Origin of the sequence: Pseudomonas sp. SIMBA_067 (genome assembly GCF_046534675.1) — a bacterium.
Taxonomy (GTDB): Bacteria; Pseudomonadota; Gammaproteobacteria; order Pseudomonadales; family Pseudomonadaceae; genus Aquipseudomonas; species Aquipseudomonas putida.
On the sequence record NZ_JAWRYH010000001.1, the window covers coordinates 33,949 to 49,101 of the forward strand.

Below are 15,153 nucleotides of genomic sequence, written 5' to 3' on the forward strand. Positions count from 1 at the left end.
AATGGCCTTGCCGGAGGCTATGGCGTAGAGGCATGCAGATGGACAGCTAAGCTGGGAGTAATCAGACCGTTGGCAATGGCACTGGCTTCAAGCTTCGCATGCTCTGCATTCAGAAAGGCATAAGCGGCTTGAAGCGTGGCGATCTTCGCTTGAATTTCGGTCATCTTGCTGGCGACCAAGGCTGCGCCTTGCGCGCAATCGATCTTGTTGCCCCGCTTGGCTGCAAGAATTTCTCCAATCTCAGCGAGGGAAAAACCGCCACTCTGGGCGCCCTGTATAAAGGCCAGGTCAACAACCGTCTGATCGCTGTAACTGCGGTAATTGTTGGCCTGTCGTTGTGCCACGATAAGCCCGAGCTGTTCGTAATAGCGCAATGTATGCCGACCGACGCCACTGCGGCGTTCTAACTCTCCAATGTTCACACTAAAAACCCCTTGACTATAGAGCGTGCTCTACACCTTAGCCTGCACCCATTATCCAGACAAGGAATCAGACATGAGTGTGGAATGTTTCGTCACAGGCGGCAGTGGATTTGTAGGGCAACATCTACTGGCCCGTCTTACCGCTGCCGGGTACAAGGCCTGGGTGCTTATGCGCACCCCTGGCAATATTGAGCGTCTCAGAAAACAGGTAGGTCAACTGGGCGGTAATCCTGCGTATATCCATGCCGTTGAGGGCGATATCAGCAGAGAGGGGCTTGGGATCAGCGAAGCGGACAAGCAGTGCGTGTCTTCGGCCTCTGTGATCTTCCACCTCGCCGCGGAGTTTTCCTGGGGGCTGTCAATGGAGCGCGCCCAGGCTGTCAATGTGCTTGGGGCGCTGAGGGTCGCCAAGCTTGCGGCGAGCCAGCGCATCCGATTGCTGATGGTGGGCGGCTTCATGCTGCAGAACCTTGATCACCTTGCCCGTGTCGGTGTTGATAAAGAGTGCCCTGAAAACACAAATTGGCCCACAGTCTACGGCCGGGTAGGTGGCTACGAAGGCAGCAAGATCGAGTCACATTTTGCAGTCATCCGTTATATGCAGGATGCGGGCGCGGACTACACGATCGTTCATCCTGCTACGGTGTGCGGCCACAGCGAGAGTGGTCACATCCTGGAAGGGCAGCCTCTGGTCGCACTCGTTCGAAATCTGGCACAAGGTCGGTTCAAAGCGGTCCCCGGCTCCCCCAGGCACTGGCTGCCATTAGTCAGCGTTGACTACCTGGTGGCGATGATGACCTGTGTGGCGTTCGACCCCTCGATGGCCAACCGCCAGGCGCTGGCGCTGCATGAACACACATCGAGCCTGCAGGGGATGCTTGAGCAGATCGCAAAAACGCTGGAGGTCAAGGCGCCACGCCGGCATTTACCGATAAGGTTGCTCAGGTGGCTTTTGGCGATTCCCGGGCTGGAAGCACGGTTTGCGATCAGTGCCGAGTCATTGGACTTTATCCAGACGCAGCGCTTCGACATGAGTGATAGCGAGCAATGGGAGCGCAAGTATCAGTTAAAACATCCCGACATGGCGCGCACGTTGGACAAGACGGTGCAATACGTCAAGGATCACTTTCTCCACTGAGGCAGGCCAGCGGTAATGGCTCAAGCAATACATGTGACAGGGAGCTCGCGTTCGGCACGTGGCCTATATCAGCAAGACCTCGCCATACTCTAAAGAGCGGTGACGAAGGCCGCCACGCATGAGCGCAATGGTAGCGGTTGGATGCGGTTCGGTGCTGGAACGGTAATTGCTGTGACCCTGAGACATTGACCTCGCGGAGAGCGCCGAAATGACTCAGGATGACCGCTATTACATGGTTTTCGTTGTGGCTGCTGTGCTGGTACTGGATCTGGTGGCAACCCTGGTGTTTCTCAAGGCCATTGCCTGACCCCGAAAGTGGGCTCGGTAATACTCGGAGTTGGGGTCATTTGCCGTCGCTTATGCCCCTCCGACTGTGACATGCCCGAGCCCCGCCGGAATCCTTGCGGCAGGCTGGCCGGCCTGATGCTTGCGAGAAAAGCCGCTGGAGAAAAGCCTGGCCATAACTCAAATGCATCCTGAACCCATATAGCAAACAACCCTATGGCACGGTTGTCATTGAGCAGTAACATGGGCTCACTAAAACTAAAAAACGGGCGTGCTACTTGGCAACACTTTCCCAGGTTCTCAATGGGGGAGCAGGAGTGTGACGCGTGAATCGTTCAAGATCGGTAGCAGGCGCATTGCTTGTGTCCACCTTCGCCACAGTGTTCATGGCAGGTTGCGCACAAAACCCTGACGTGCGTGACGGGCATGATTATACCTCTGGCACCACCGCGAAAAGCCCACCGGCGTATCTGGGGTGCGTGAAGGGCGAACTTCCAGGGAATGTGAAAACCTACGAGGTCGATGGCGATCACTCGGTCAGACTGTTCATCGAAAGCACCGACCCCAACAAGGCAGGTGGCCTTGTGGAGCTGCGCAGCACAGGAGGCCAGCACCAGTTCACGGCCTATCAACGTGATGCCTGGTACGACCATGGCCGGTTGCTGGATGCCGCGTTGATGTGTTCGAAAGCATGATGCAATGACCCCTCTACACTAAAAGCCCGCTATCGAAAGCGGGTTTTTTGTGTAGGAACGTCATCATGATTTCCGCCCAACGCGCTGTATGCAGGTTCACCGGCAAATTTCAAGAACTGGCTGGAGCCGTGCCTGTTTTGCTTTTGCCTGCCTTGACCGCGATAATTCACGCATTTGAATGGAGAACAGTGGGTGGAAGCCAGAAGCGTTGTCGCCGAAATGTTCATTGGGATCCCCACGCATTTCTGGGTGTTGCCCGTTGCCGGCCTGGTTGCATACTACGGCCTGAAATGGTCCGCCAGATTCAGCAGTCGTAGCACCCTGCTGCAAGCCTCGACTTACCTGTTGTTGCTGGCCCTGGCGGTGCTACCCAACGGCTTTTATGCCCTGTTTCCACCGGCGCCCGACCCGGATGTGCTGTTGAATCACGCGCCATTGCCCAACTATGCGGGGCGCTTTTACCTGGATGCGTTCTACGTGTTCAGTGGTTGGGCGCTGAGCAAAGTGGCGAAGCTCAAGTTCAGCTGACTGGCTGCCCGGGCACCTGATGCGAAGCAGTCACCTGCTTCGCTCATCATCAAGCGCCTTTGATGTCGTCGATTTTCGCAGCCACAGAGCGCAGCTCGTCCGCAACCACATCGATAGACCTGATGTGCGCTGTGACATCGATCTCGCGCTGCGAACTGCCCCGCGCCTCCATGAACCGGGCGTGGCCACTCATGGCCTGACTGAGTTTTTCCAGATGATCGGCTGTTCGGACCAGATCCGACTTGATGCTGTGAAGCGTCTCCATGGTGCTAAAGGCCTTCCTTGTCTATTGCTTCATCGGTCCCGTGAGCATCGCCTCAGGGCCGGGTGAAACGCAACAGATTTGTGGAAGGCCCCTCCTGGACCGAGCTCTGAAAAGCTTGTGCGATCCCTGCAGTGGCGTCGGAGGTTCAGCTTTTTTCCCGCACCTGCAATACCGAACCCTTGTCGTCGGTCACCAGCAATCCGCTGGTGTGAGTGCCGTCTGATTGCTGCTCGGCAAGTGGCACGTCCGAGGAGCGAAAGATGCTGCGGCCCTGTTCACCGGTTTTAAGTGTGACCAGCTTGCCATTCTGATAGAAGAATTGCGTGTTGTTGGCGTTCTTTTGCATGGTGTGTAGTTCCTGGCCGAGTCGCGGTGTGATGCCCCATTGGCAGGTTCACTTTCTCAGCGTTCAGCCGCCCATGCTACTGGCAGAAATATCAGGTGCTCTGTATGCCACCCGCTCAGGCTTCGTCCGGCAACCGTCCTGGGCTGAAGAAAAACGAGGCCACCACCACCGCCGTGATCACGCCTGTAGCATCTGCAAGAAACAGCAGCAAAGCACTGCTATCACCCTGCGCCAGGTGTTTGCCTAGCGCAAAGTCCACACCATGCGGGCATGCGGCGATCATGAGCAGCATGGCGGCCAGCAGGCCAGAAAGCAGCTTCATGTAGGCCCTGCCGAATGCCAGGCCATAAGCCCAGAACACGAAAATACAGAGCACGGCGAGGCCGGTGGAGGTTGCATATTGGGCGAGTAGGTCCAGCCACCAGAGCATGGGGTTCTCCTGAGCAAAGCCGGCCGGTGATGCCGTGATGTTAATCAGAAGCAGGGCAGAATGAATTCGTTCCTTGGGTCACAACAATTAATTGCTGCTACCGGGCGCCAGTAAACAAGCTGCTATGTGTGTTTGTTGTTGCTGGCGCGTTGGTGCTGTGTCAATTGCGCGAAAATTCAGCTGCAAGACCTTGGTTGATTAGAAACTCGGCGCAACCCTCGCTAGAATGCAGCGTATCCCTGACGGCCAATTGCAAATGCCTACTTTTCGTATCTTTCTCACCTCTGCGTTAGTTGCCACTCTTGTCGGCTGCGCAACGCCCGGCAAACCCACTGCCAGCAAGCTGACCAAAAAAACACCGCAGCAGTATGCTGCCTGTGTCCTGCCCAAGTGGCAGGCCTTGGCACCCCAGGCCACACAGAAGTCGATTGCCCACGGTTACCGGCTGACGGCATCCAGTGCGGTGGCAAGTGACGATGTGCTGGACGTGGTCGACGCTCGCGAGGGCAGCCGCGCGACCTTCTACAAGGGCAGCTTCCTGTCTGGCGACAAATTGCGCCAGGCGGCCAAGGAATGCCTGGACTGAATCGGTACCCGCGAGCCTGGGCCCCTTTGCGCCCCGGTCGCGCCACAAGACCGTTGCTGCAGCGGGGCATGTACTGTCCGGCGTTCAGCGCTCCCGCATGAAGAAACCGGCGACGAACTTGCGGAAGGTTTCCAGGCTCTTGAAGTCGGCGTAGCGCTTGAAGTTTTCGGTGTCCGGCTCTGGCCCGATGGGCTGTTCCAGTAGCGACACTGACAACACCCTGTCCTGGTCCGAGGTCAGCACCAGCTCATCCATCACCTGGCCGCCGATCACTGGCCGGCGCATCTGCACCTTGACGCCTTTGCTGGCCATCCAGTCGATCAGCGACACCAGGGCCTTGAGCGGTTCGCGCTCTTCATCGCGATACACCGGGAACAGATGCGAACGGGACAGCACCGGCACGCTGGCCACGTGGATCAGCTCATAGAAATGGCTGCCGGCGCTGGTCGGCGAGTAGATCATCAGGGCCAGCAAGGGCCCGGTGGTGCGGCTACCGCCCCAGTACAGGTGGTGCCCCTGGAAGTCGAAGCCGTCTTCACTGCGGTTGTTGAACAGCTTGCGCCCTTTGATCTGGTCGACGCAGTCCAGCATCAACCCATGGCGGCGATGGTTGCCGAACACGGTGGCTTCGCGCAGGCGGGACTTGAGCATCATCATGTGCTTCATGTCCAGCCGGGTTTCCAGGTAGTTGCTGGCAGGTACCCGTTCCAGCAGCGGGTAGCGGCTGGCCACGCTGCGCAATTCGGCAAACTGCGTGGTCAGGTCTTTTTTCAAGTGGGTGGCGTAGAGATTGAGGCCACTGGTTTCTATCCAGGTCAGTAACAGCGACAGCAGGCGCTGCTGTTCGCGCCGCTCGTTACCATCACTGGTGGCACTGGCGTTACTGGCGCGAAAGTCACCAATCAGGCGCAATGGCGTGTCGGGCGGTAGCCAGGCGGCGGGTGGCGCAGGGTCGTCTTCGCGCTCGGAAGCCTCCCGCTCGTCCTTGGTGAACGGGCAGCCAGGCGCGTGCTCGGCGGTGCCTGGGTTGTTCTTGAGGAACAAGGTGCCGGTGCTGCCGTTAAGGGTGACATTGAGCACCGGCAAGGCGTCGTTGCGGCAGTCACAGGCCAGCCACTGGTTGGCGTTGCGCACCTTCATCAGTAGCTGGTTGGCCTGCAGCAGGCGTGGGCCGACGAGGCTGCCGGTAGCAAAGCCGACCAGCAGCTCCTCTTCGGCGGAGGTCAGGCTGCGCACCTGCGCAGCGGTTTTGTCGATGATTCGCATGAAGCAGCTCCAGGCTACGAGCCTCAAGCTTCAAGCAAAGTCGCGCCGCTTTCAACTTGCCGCTGGGTTACCGCCGAACATCTTCGCGGCGCGGGCACGAATTTCATCAGGGCTCAGGTCCTCCTTATGGGTGGAGACGAACCAGATATTGCCGAACGGGTCCTTCAGGGTGCCGCTACGGTCGCCGTAGAACTGGTCGGTCAAGGGGTGCAACTGGGTGCCGCCAGCCGCCAGGGCCTGGGCGTATACCTTGTCGCAGTCCTCGACATACAGGTGCAGGCCCACGCCTGCGCCACTGAGCTTCTGGCTGGCGGTAAGGCCGCCCTCCATGTCGCAGGGGTCGCCCAGCATCAGCGACGAGTCACCGATCCTCAATTCGGCATGGCCCACGCGCCCACCAGGGGCATCGAGGCGGAACATCTCGACCGCACCAAAGGCCTCCTTGTAGAACTCGATGGCTTTGGCGGCGTCGTTGATGGCCAGGTAGGGGGTGATGCTGTGCTGGCCTTCCGGGATGGGTTTGACTGCCATGTTCGACTCTCCTTTGCGGTGGGCGCCGGAGGGCGCCCTGTTGCTTAGAGTCGTTTGCGCTGATGGAAAATCGACAATGGCGCTAGATCGATTTTCTATAAGTGCGGCCGTCAGAAGATGTAGTCGGTGGTCAGGAAGCTCGATTGGCGGTTACGGATGATTTCGCTGATCAGTGCCTTGTTGGCCTCCTGGAAGCGGGTGGCGACCAAGGTGCGGATAGAGAAGACACGCAAGGCGTCATGCACCGACAGGGTGCCTTCGGCGCTGTTCTTGCGGCCGTTGAACGGGTAGGTGTCCGGGCCGCGCTGGCATTGAGCATTGATATTAATGCGCCCCACCTGGTTGGCGAAGATGTCGACCAGGCTGCCGATGGTCGCCGGGTCGTTGCCGAACAGGCTCAGCTGCTGGCCGTAGTCGGAGTCCAGCACGTAGTCGATGACGGTTTGCAGGTCGCGATATGGCACTACGGGTACCAGGGGGCCGAACTGCTCCTCGTGGTACACGCGCATTTCGTGGTTCACCGGGTACAACAGGGCCGGGTAGAAGAACGACCCGCGGCTTTGCCCGCCACCTTCGTTCAGCACGCGCGCGCCCTTGGCTGTGGCATCGGCGACCAGGCCGTCGAGGTAGTCGACTTTGCCGGGCTCCGGCAATGGCGTCAGCGCGACGCCCGGTTCCCAGGGCATGCCGGGCTTGAGCGCGGCCAGTTTGCGCTGGAACTTGTCGAGGAAGGCGTCGACCACGTCCTCGTGGACGAACAGGATCTTCAGTGCCGTGCAGCGCTGGCCGTTGAACGACAGCGCGCCGGTAACCGCTTCTTCGACGGCGTTGTCGAGGTCGACCTGGGGCAGCACGATCCCCGGGTTCTTGGCATCCAGGCCCAGTGCGGCGCGCAGGCGGTGGGGACGTGGGTGCAGCTTTTTAAGGTCGCTGGCAGCCTTGTGTGTACCGATGAAGGCGAACACATCGACGTTGCCGCTGGCCATCAGCGCGCTCACCGTTTCCCGGCCGCGGCCATAGATCACGTTGATCACACCCGGCGGGAAGCTGTCACGGAAGGCTTCGAGCAACGGTCGGATCAACAACACACCGAACTTGGCCGGCTTGAACACTACGGTGTTGCCCATGATCAGCGCCGGGATCAGCGTGGTGAAGGTTTCGTTCAGTGGGTAATTGTAGGGCCCCATGCACAATGCCACGCCCAGGGGCGCGCGGCGGATCTGGCCGAGGGTGCCCTGTTCCAGCTCGAAGCGGCTGGAGCGGCGGTCGAGATCCTTGAGGGCGTTGATGGTGTCGACGATGTAGTCGCAGGTGCGGTCGAATTCCTTTTCCGAATCCTTGAGGTTCTTGCCGATCTCCCACATCAGCAGCTTGACCACCGCCTGGCGCTGCTCGCGCATGCGTGCCAGGAAGGTTTCGACATGCTGGATACGTTCGGCCACACGCATGTTCGGCCAGGCACCGCGGCCCTTGTCGTAGGCCTGTACGGCGGCGTCGAGGGCGGTGAGGGCGGTGTCGGCATCGAGCAGCGGTGCGCTGCCCAGCACCACCTGGCGTTCATCAGCACCCTCCTTGAGCCATACCGGACTGCGTACCGTGGCCAAGGGGCCGTCCCAGCGCCTGAGCTCGCCGTTCACCAGGTAATCTCGTTGTTCCAGAGGGGCTCCCAGGCGCCAGGTTTCAGGGATGTTCTCGGCGCTGGGGAAGAGTGAATCGAGCAGACGGTCCATAGATACTGCACCTCACATTGCGGGGCTGGTTTCAAGCCGGGTGAATCGCTTCAGCTGCGAGCATGCACCGGCCGCCGGAAAAACACCAGTCTGGCTCAAGCGGACCGTGTGTGCTTGCCAAATGGGCCAGCAGGCACCCTGTAAAGCGTTCAGGCAATTTGACGTTTCTTTTATGCAAACAAGATATCAAATGCTAATTATCAATAGCCAAGTTGTAATGAAATGCCGCGTGTGTCGGCACGCTTATAGCAAACTTGCGATTGGCGTGGGTTTTCACGCAGGAAATTTGACGCCATCAAACTTGATCTAAAGTCAGCCAGAAGCCGCTTGCCAAAGCGTTTGCAGGTATCTTAAATTGTTACTGAATGTGATAGGAAAGTTTCAGGGCAAACTATAAAAATCAAAGCGTTAAGTGTTTTTGCTGATTTTTTCTCTTTTTCAGATAGACCATAGAGCACACTTCAAAGGACGTCGAAGAAGAAATGAAAGAGACCTTGACGGCTGTGGCGCGAAAGCTCCTGTCACCCTCCATGCGCTACGAAATGAGGCTGCTGGCCAGCAAAGTTCGGGAAATGGCGGCGCGTGCCTGTTTCTGGCGTTGGGAAGTAGCCAGGTTTCGGCTACAGCAGGAAAGCCCTTACGAAATTCTCTACATCGGCCGCAAGCAACAGCGGGAAATGGCCAAGCTGTTGATCGGTGGCAAGGGCCAGGGCAGCGCTTCTATCGTGGACAGTGCAAGTGCGACGGCGGCTGCCAACCATGTCGTGGTCATCAGCGAAATGCCCTCGTCGGGGGCGCTGTCAGTGCCCCATTACCTGAGCGCCGTAGTGCCGCTGGGCCGCTCGCTGGAGGACATCACGGCGCGCTACGACAGCGAACTGCGGCGCAGCATTCGCAAGAATCGCCCGCTGTACCGGATGCGCCAGGCCCTCTCGGACGACGAGATCGCCATGGCAGACCGTGAGCTGCTGCGCCCCTATGCCACCGCCAGGCAGGGTATCCATGCTGCGCAGTTCCCCACGGAAGAAGTGTTCCGCATTGCCAAAAGCGTCGGCAGGCTCGACCTGATCACGTTGGGTGACGAAGTGATCGGCTGCCATTTGGGTTGCGAAGTGGTGCGCGGTGGGAAGCGCTACTGGAGCACGTTGCGTTTCGGCTATTGCGAGGCGGTGTTCAGTGATGCCAAGAGGTTGCGCGAGGTCAATTCGATTACCACTTTCATGGCGCTTGAATGGGCCTTGGAGCAGGGCTTCGATTATTACGACATCGGCCTGTGCCTGGCGCGCCCGGACGACGGCCTGCTGAAATGGAAGCGCCGTCGCGGGGGGGACATCGACTCTTTGGGCAACCATGCCTACCTGTTTGTTCGCTTGCCCAAGACCGGTACGGCGAAGTTCTTGTGGGATACCCCGATGTTTGCAGTGGAGGGCGACAAACTCACGCTGCACCTGGGGTTGCCGGAGGGCCCGAGCGATGAGGAGGTTGCCAGCCGTTACCACGAGATGGTGTTTGGCGGCCTGCACAAGATTTATCTCTATGGTGGCAGGAGTGCGGGTGAACCGTTCGTGGAAACCCTGCGCAGCCGGTACGCCAGCCTGCAGTCGCCGCCCACCATGGAAAGAGTCACATGCAACTGAGTGGTTGCCAGGGATGCATTGATCTGGCGCTTGACGCCAGGGTTTAGACTTCGTCATCAGGGGAGGACGCTTCATGGGAAGCGACATCTCGCAGTTCAGTGCATCGCCCGAAACCAAGCAGCACACGTGGACATTGGCCGCCTACCGCTACATGGCGCGCAAGCGGCTGGGCAAGAACACGGCCCTCGACCTCAAGAGCATCGCCACCAAGAGTTGGGACATTGCCCCGGGCGAAACCAGGGTGTCGCCGCCGGCCATTTTCCTGCCTGGCCAGTTGGAGCGGGTAACGGGCTGGGAGGGCAAGCGTTTTTACCCTTACGTGCATCCTGCTCGCACCATGGAGGGCGGCATCAGCACGCTGGAAGGGCCAACCCGCGGCTACCTGATCAAGGATGTATGGCTGGTCGATGGCGCGTTGTACAAGGGCAAGGCCAGCCACTGGCTGTCGCAGAAGCCCAATACCTTCCCGACAATCATCGTGGACAACGAAATAGACCGCGCCGCCATTTACTGCACGCAAAACGGCAATTCGTGGTTCGGCACCTGGCTGATGGAAGATTGCCCAACCTATGCGCTGGCCTGTAACGAGGGCATACCGGTGACCACTGCGCCATCGGCCAGGTACCCGCTGTTCACCCAGGCGCCGGCCTATGAAGACTGGCTGGGCATGCAGCCGCTGCGGCTGCGCAGTGCGTTTTTCCGTGAGCTGGTGCTGTTCGATGACCACGGCAACAACCGCAGCCGGCATGCCCGCTACCGAGCCATGGGCGATAAACTGCTGTCGCACGTGGCGCATGCCCCACACCCAGGAGTATTCCTGCTACGCGGTGGTGACGGTGACCTGCGCCTGTTGCGCAACGAGCTGGAGCTTGCCGAGCACCTGCGTGTGACCCGTGGTTTTCGCGTCGTCAATCCGCTGAAGTCCGACGTACCGAGTATTGTTGCGGCCTGTGCCGGGGCCAGAGTGGTCATCGGCGTGGAGGGCAGCCAGTTGGTGCACGGGGTGAATGTGCTTCAGCCTGGCGGCTGCCTGCTGACCTTGCAGCCGCCGAACCGTTTTGTCAGCTACTACAAGTACCTGACCGACCGTGACTACCAGCATTTTGGCTTTGTGGTCGGCATACCGGAGGGTGATGGCTTCGTGATTGATATCGGTGAAGTGGAGCGGACGCTGGACCTGTTTCCACAGGTAAACGTGTAGTATCGGTGCATGTCAGCAGCGAGTGGGCAAGGGGATGATCGAGGTTTCGCGGTTCTGGCGTGACCCTGCATTACCCTTTGTCGAAGCGCGGCGGGTAGGGGACGGGCGGCAGGTGTGCTACGCCGCGCACTCCCATGAGAGCTTTTCGATCGGTGTGATCACCGGCGGGCGAAGCACCTACCTCAACGGTGACCTTCGCATCCAGGTAGGGGCCGGTACCACCGTGCTGATGAACCCGGGCGTTGTGCATACCTGCAATCCCATCGACGGTGAGCCCTGGTCTTACCTGATGCTGTTCGTCGACCGCCCCTGGTTACAGGCGCAAGGCTTTGAATTGCCGACGCAAACCTGGAGTGACTCGCCTGCGTTGTACCAACGGTTATTGCAGGCGTTTGCAGACCTGTTCGATGCGGGTGTGCCTGACCGGGAAGGCCGCCTGGCCGCGCTGTTCGGCTCATTGCCGGGCTTTCTCGGCGCCAATGCCCGTGTCAGTGACGAAGGCCACCCACGGCTGGAAGCGGCAGCAGCGTTCATACGCGCTCATCGCAGCGATCCGCTGAGCCTGGCCGATATCTGCACAGCGTGCGGCCTGTCGCGCGCCTACCTGATTCGTGCCTTTCGCCAACATTACGGGCTGACACCGCATGGCTATCTGCTCAATCAGCGCGTTCAGCTGGCCAGGGCGCAGTTGCGTCAGGGGCGGGCGATTGCCGAGGTTGCGCAGGAGGCCGGGTTTGCCGACCAGGCGCACTTGCAGCGGGCGTTCAAAAAGCATTTGGCTGCGACGCCGGGTCATTACCGCAATGCCACCGGGGTCAGATAACCAGGTACACAGCGCTGCCCGCCAGCAAAACCGCCAACCCTCGATTGAGCAGGCGCATGTGCCGTGGGTTGCTCAGGTACTGACGAATCACGCTGCCGGCCCATGCCCAACTGGCCACCGAAATGAAACAGATCGGCCCGTAGATCCAGGTGAACAACCACAGCAAGTGCTGCTCACCGCCGGTATAAGCGCCGACCCCGGCCACTGCCGCCAGCCAGGCCTTGGGGTTCAGCCATTGCATGGCCGCGCCGTGCCAGGCCGAGGGGGCGGGTGTTGAGTGCGCGCCAGTCAGCTGGCCATCGTCGCGGGCCAGTTTCCATGCCATGTACAGCAGAAACATCACCCCACCCCAGTGCAGCAGCACGCTCAACACAGGCCAACGCAGCAGCAGCTGGTGCAGGCCCAGCCCGACCAGCACCAGCAACAGACAGAAGCCCAGAGTGGCGCCGGCGACATGCGCCAGGCTGGCACGTAAGCCATGGCTGGCGCCGCTGCTCAGGGCAACGATGTTGACCGGGCCGGGGGAGATTGACGCCGCCAGTGCGAAGGCGGCCATGGACAGGGACAGGCTCATGTGAGAGATCCGGGTAGTTGCAAGGAACCCTGAGTTTCAGCTGTTGGTTGTCTAGAGTATTGAATAAAAGTACCCCCAATGCGGACCCACACGCGTTACAGGTTTTGTAATAGTTTTGCGCTATCAGAGAAAACTGCTGTGCCTGTAGGATTATTTTCCCAATTTTCTATCAAGGTATATATGAGCACCTTCGCGGAGCCCCCCAGTCTCTGGCCTCTCAGGCCGTCCCCCCTCTGTCCTCGTGACGCTTCCTTCGTGAGTACCCGCTAATGGAATGGCTAGCCGATCCCACGGCCTGGCTAGGCCTGTTGACGCTTATCGTCCTTGAGCTGGTGCTGGGTATCGACAACCTGGTGTTCATTGCCATCCTGGCAGACAAGCTGCCACCGCATCAGCGCGACCGCGCGAGGGTGATTGGCCTGAGCCTGGCATTGATCATGCGCCTGGGCCTGTTGGCCAGTATTTCGTGGATGGTCACCCTCACCGCACCTTTGATCGATGTGTTCGGCAAGAGCTTCTCTGGCCGTGACCTGATCATGCTGTTCGGTGGTGTGTTCTTGCTGTTCAAGGCCACCATGGAGTTGCACGAACGCCTGGAAGGCCATGTGACCCAGGCCAGTGGCACGCTGCGCCATGCCGCATTCTGGCCTATCGTCGCCCAGATCGTGGTGCTGGACGCGGTGTTCTCGTTGGATGCGGTGATCACGGCAGTGGGCATGGTCGATGAGCTGTCGGTGATGATGATCGCGGTGATCTTCTCGATCGGTATCATGATCGTTGCCAGCAAGCCGCTGACCCGCTTCGTCAACGCCCACCCCACGGTGATCATGCTGTGCCTGGGCTTCCTGATGATGATCGGCTTCAGCCTCACCGCCGAGGGCCTGGGCTTCCATATCCCGAAAGGCTACCTGTACGCAGCGATTGGCTTCTCGATCCTGATCGAGGTGTTCAACCAGCTGGCCCGTGCCCGCCGCAAGCGCAGCTTGCAGCAGCACCGGCCGCTGCGCGAGCGCACCGCACATGCCGTGCTGCGCCTGCTGGGCGGTCGCCGGGTCGAGGCTGACGAGGTGGGCGAGGAAATCGCCGACCTGGTCGAAGGTGGCGAGGAACAGGTGCTGTTCGACCGCCGTGAGCGGGTAATGATCAGTGGCGTACTGAACCTGGCCGAGCGGCCGATCCGTACGGTGATGACCGCACGTGCCGAGGTCGATGTGATCGACCTTGCGCAACCGGCCGAAGCCATTACCCAGGCCCTCGCCAACTCGCCGTACTCGCGCCTGCCGTTGATACGTAATGGCCGTGTCGACGAACCACTGGGCTTCGTGCACAAGAAGGAGCTGCTCAAGGAGTTGTTGTCGGGCCACCAGCCGGAGTTGGAAGGCATGGTACGGGCGCCGTTGAACCTGCTGGAGAGCTTCAGCATCCTCAATGCCCTGGAGCAGATGCGTGGGCAGTCGACCCACATCGCCTTCGTGGTCAACGAGTTCGGTGACTTCACCGGCCTGCTGACCATGACCGACATCCTTGAGTCGATTGCCGGTGAACTACCGGACGCGAGCGAGGTTGAAGGCCCCGGTATCGTCCAGGAGGGTGAAGGCTTTGTGGTGAGCGGTGCACTGAACCTGAGCCAGGTGCAGGCACGTACCGGCTTCAGTGCCCGTGCCACCGACGATTACCAGACCCTCGCAGGCCTGGTAATGAGCCTGCTCGACCGCCTGCCGATGGTGGGTGACCGCCTGGCCTGGAATGGCTGGACGCTGACCGTGGAGGCGGTTGAAGAGCGGCGGGTGCGCCAGGTTCGGCTTATACCGAACGGCGACGCTGACGCAGCAGGTGCTTGAAGCCTTCGAGCACCAGTACCAGCACCGCGGCCCAGATCGGCAGGTAAGTCAGCCACTGATCCGGGCCGATGGTTTCGCCCAGCAGCAGCGCCACCCCCACCAGCAGCACGGGCTCGACGTAGCTGAGCAGGCCGAACAGGCTGAATGGCAATAAGCGACTGGCCAGCACGTAGGCGATCAGGGCCGAGGCGCTGATGGCCCCAAGGACCGGGATCAGGGCATACAGGCCCGGGTGAGCCTGCAGGTCGCCGGACGAAAGCGGGCCCTGGATCACGAAGTACAGCGCCCACGGCAGCAGCAGGCACATGTCGCACCACAGGCCACCCAGGTGGTCGGTGCGGCAACGCCGGCGCAGTACGAAGTAGATCGGGTAGCCGATCGTCACCAGCAGGGTTTCCCAGGCAAAACTGCCATTCTGGTACAGCTCGTGGCCTACGCCCAGCGCGGCGCAGGCCACGGCTACCTTCTGCAGGCGCGACAGGCGCTCGCCATACACCAGCCGCCCGGTCAGCACCATGGCCAGCGGTAGCAGAAAGTAGCCCATCGACACTTCCAGGCTGCGCCCGTGCAGGGGCGCCCAGAGGAACAGCCACAACTGCACGCCCATCAGCCAGGACGTACCGACCATGCCCAGCAACAGCACGGGCGTGCGTTTTACCCGGGCCAGCAGCTCGCCTACCCGTTTCCAGTCCTTCGAGACAAGCATGAACAAGGTGAGGCAGGGCAGCGTCAGCAGGGTGCGCCAGCCAAAGATCTCTTCGCCATCGAGTGGCGTGAGCAGTGAGGTATAGAAGTACATCACAGCGAACAGACAGGACGCCATGACCGATGAAACAATGCCTTTTGACACAAATG

The 15,153-nt window shown here is 60.0% G+C and carries 17 protein-coding genes; 8 read left to right on the plus strand and 9 right to left on the minus strand.

Going from position 1 to position 15,153, the window contains the following annotated elements; all coding sequences use genetic code 11:
• Positions 1 to 17 precede the first annotated feature (17 nt).
• Complete coding sequence (locus tag SB765_RS00165) at positions 18 to 422, minus strand: MerR family transcriptional regulator (RefSeq protein ID WP_410910654.1); 405 nt, start codon at positions 420 to 422, stop codon at positions 18 to 20.
• A 73-nt stretch (positions 423 to 495) separates the two neighbouring features.
• Between SB765_RS00165 and SB765_RS00170 the strand changes: the two genes are divergently transcribed.
• The 3 genes from SB765_RS00170 to SB765_RS00180 all read left to right on the plus strand — a co-directional run bounded on the left by SB765_RS00170 (position 496) and on the right by SB765_RS00180 (position 3,068).
• The gene (locus SB765_RS00170; RefSeq protein ID WP_410930736.1) at positions 496 to 1,560 is read left to right on the plus strand and encodes an SDR family oxidoreductase; all 1,065 of its coding nucleotides are present in this window, start codon (positions 496 to 498) and stop codon (positions 1,558 to 1,560) included.
• Positions 1,561 to 2,171: 611 nt separating this feature from the next.
• Complete coding sequence (locus SB765_RS00175; protein ID WP_410910656.1) at positions 2,172 to 2,540, plus strand: hypothetical protein; 369 nt, start codon at positions 2,172 to 2,174, stop codon at positions 2,538 to 2,540.
• A 219-nt stretch (positions 2,541 to 2,759) separates the two neighbouring features.
• A complete protein-coding gene (locus tag SB765_RS00180; RefSeq protein WP_341798890.1) occupies positions 2,760 to 3,068 on the plus strand; it encodes a hypothetical protein in 309 nt (102 codons plus the stop codon).
• Positions 3,069 to 3,117: 49 nt separating this feature from the next.
• On the opposite strand, the gene SB765_RS00185 is transcribed toward SB765_RS00180, so the two are convergent.
• The 3 genes from SB765_RS00185 to SB765_RS00195 form a co-directional block, all read right to left on the minus strand.
• Positions 3,118 to 3,333, minus strand: a complete 216-nt coding sequence (locus tag SB765_RS00185; RefSeq protein WP_258657163.1) for a hypothetical protein — start codon at positions 3,331 to 3,333, stop codon at positions 3,118 to 3,120.
• 145 nt (positions 3,334 to 3,478) lie between these two features.
• Entirely contained in the window at positions 3,479 to 3,679 is a 201-nt protein-coding gene (locus tag SB765_RS00190) for a hypothetical protein (RefSeq protein WP_341795706.1), read from the minus strand.
• A gap of 115 nt (positions 3,680 to 3,794) precedes the next feature.
• Entirely contained in the window at positions 3,795 to 4,109 is a 315-nt protein-coding gene (locus SB765_RS00195; protein ID WP_341795705.1) for a hypothetical protein, read from the minus strand.
• Between the two features lie 226 nt (positions 4,110 to 4,335).
• Here SB765_RS00195 and SB765_RS00200 point away from each other — a divergent pair, with 226 nt between their 5' ends.
• Positions 4,336 to 4,695: a hypothetical protein gene (locus SB765_RS00200; RefSeq protein ID WP_341795704.1), complete on the plus strand. Its 360-nt coding sequence runs from the start codon at positions 4,336 to 4,338 to the stop codon at positions 4,693 to 4,695.
• A gap of 84 nt (positions 4,696 to 4,779) precedes the next feature.
• Here SB765_RS00200 and SB765_RS00205 read toward each other — a convergent pair whose 3' ends face one another.
• The 3 genes from SB765_RS00205 to SB765_RS00215 form a co-directional block, all read right to left on the minus strand.
• Entirely contained in the window at positions 4,780 to 5,961 is a 1,182-nt protein-coding gene (locus SB765_RS00205; protein WP_410930737.1) for a hypothetical protein, read from the minus strand.
• A gap of 51 nt (positions 5,962 to 6,012) precedes the next feature.
• On the minus strand, positions 6,013 to 6,492 hold the full coding sequence (locus SB765_RS00210; protein WP_016499924.1) for a VOC family protein: 480 nt from the start codon (positions 6,490 to 6,492) through the stop codon (positions 6,013 to 6,015).
• 110 nt (positions 6,493 to 6,602) lie between these two features.
• Positions 6,603 to 8,222 (minus strand): NADP-dependent glyceraldehyde-3-phosphate dehydrogenase, encoded by a 1,620-nt coding sequence (locus tag SB765_RS00215; RefSeq protein WP_049276423.1) that lies wholly within the window; start codon positions 8,220 to 8,222, stop codon positions 6,603 to 6,605.
• 482 nt (positions 8,223 to 8,704) lie between these two features.
• Here SB765_RS00215 and SB765_RS00220 point away from each other — a divergent pair, with 482 nt between their 5' ends.
• The 3 genes from SB765_RS00220 (at position 8,705) to SB765_RS00230 (ending at position 11,883) form a co-directional block, all read left to right on the plus strand.
• Positions 8,705 to 9,859: a hypothetical protein gene (locus SB765_RS00220; RefSeq protein WP_341795700.1), complete on the plus strand. Its 1,155-nt coding sequence runs from the start codon at positions 8,705 to 8,707 to the stop codon at positions 9,857 to 9,859.
• A gap of 73 nt (positions 9,860 to 9,932) precedes the next feature.
• Positions 9,933 to 11,060, plus strand: a complete 1,128-nt coding sequence (locus SB765_RS00225; protein ID WP_341795699.1) for a glycosyltransferase 61 family protein — start codon at positions 9,933 to 9,935, stop codon at positions 11,058 to 11,060.
• Positions 11,061 to 11,094: 34 nt separating this feature from the next.
• The gene (locus tag SB765_RS00230) at positions 11,095 to 11,883 is read left to right on the plus strand and encodes a helix-turn-helix domain-containing protein (RefSeq protein ID WP_410930738.1); all 789 of its coding nucleotides are present in this window, start codon (positions 11,095 to 11,097) and stop codon (positions 11,881 to 11,883) included.
• On the opposite strand, the gene SB765_RS00235 is transcribed toward SB765_RS00230, so the two are convergent.
• Complete coding sequence (locus SB765_RS00235; protein ID WP_063423508.1) at positions 11,876 to 12,457, minus strand: LysE family translocator; 582 nt, start codon at positions 12,455 to 12,457, stop codon at positions 11,876 to 11,878. The two genes, SB765_RS00230 and SB765_RS00235, sit on opposite strands and share 8 nt — an antisense overlap.
• Before the next feature lie 269 nt (positions 12,458 to 12,726).
• On the opposite strand from SB765_RS00235, the gene SB765_RS00240 reads away from it, so the two are divergent.
• Positions 12,727 to 14,298 (plus strand): TerC family protein, encoded by a 1,572-nt coding sequence (locus SB765_RS00240; RefSeq protein ID WP_341795696.1) that lies wholly within the window; start codon positions 12,727 to 12,729, stop codon positions 14,296 to 14,298.
• Here the strand turns inward: SB765_RS00240 and rarD are convergent.
• Positions 14,261 to 15,148, minus strand: a complete 888-nt coding sequence (gene rarD / locus SB765_RS00245; RefSeq protein WP_024717647.1) for an EamA family transporter RarD — start codon at positions 15,146 to 15,148, stop codon at positions 14,261 to 14,263. The two genes, SB765_RS00240 and rarD, sit on opposite strands and share 38 nt — an antisense overlap.
• Between the last annotated feature and the right edge of the window lie 5 nt (positions 15,149 to 15,153).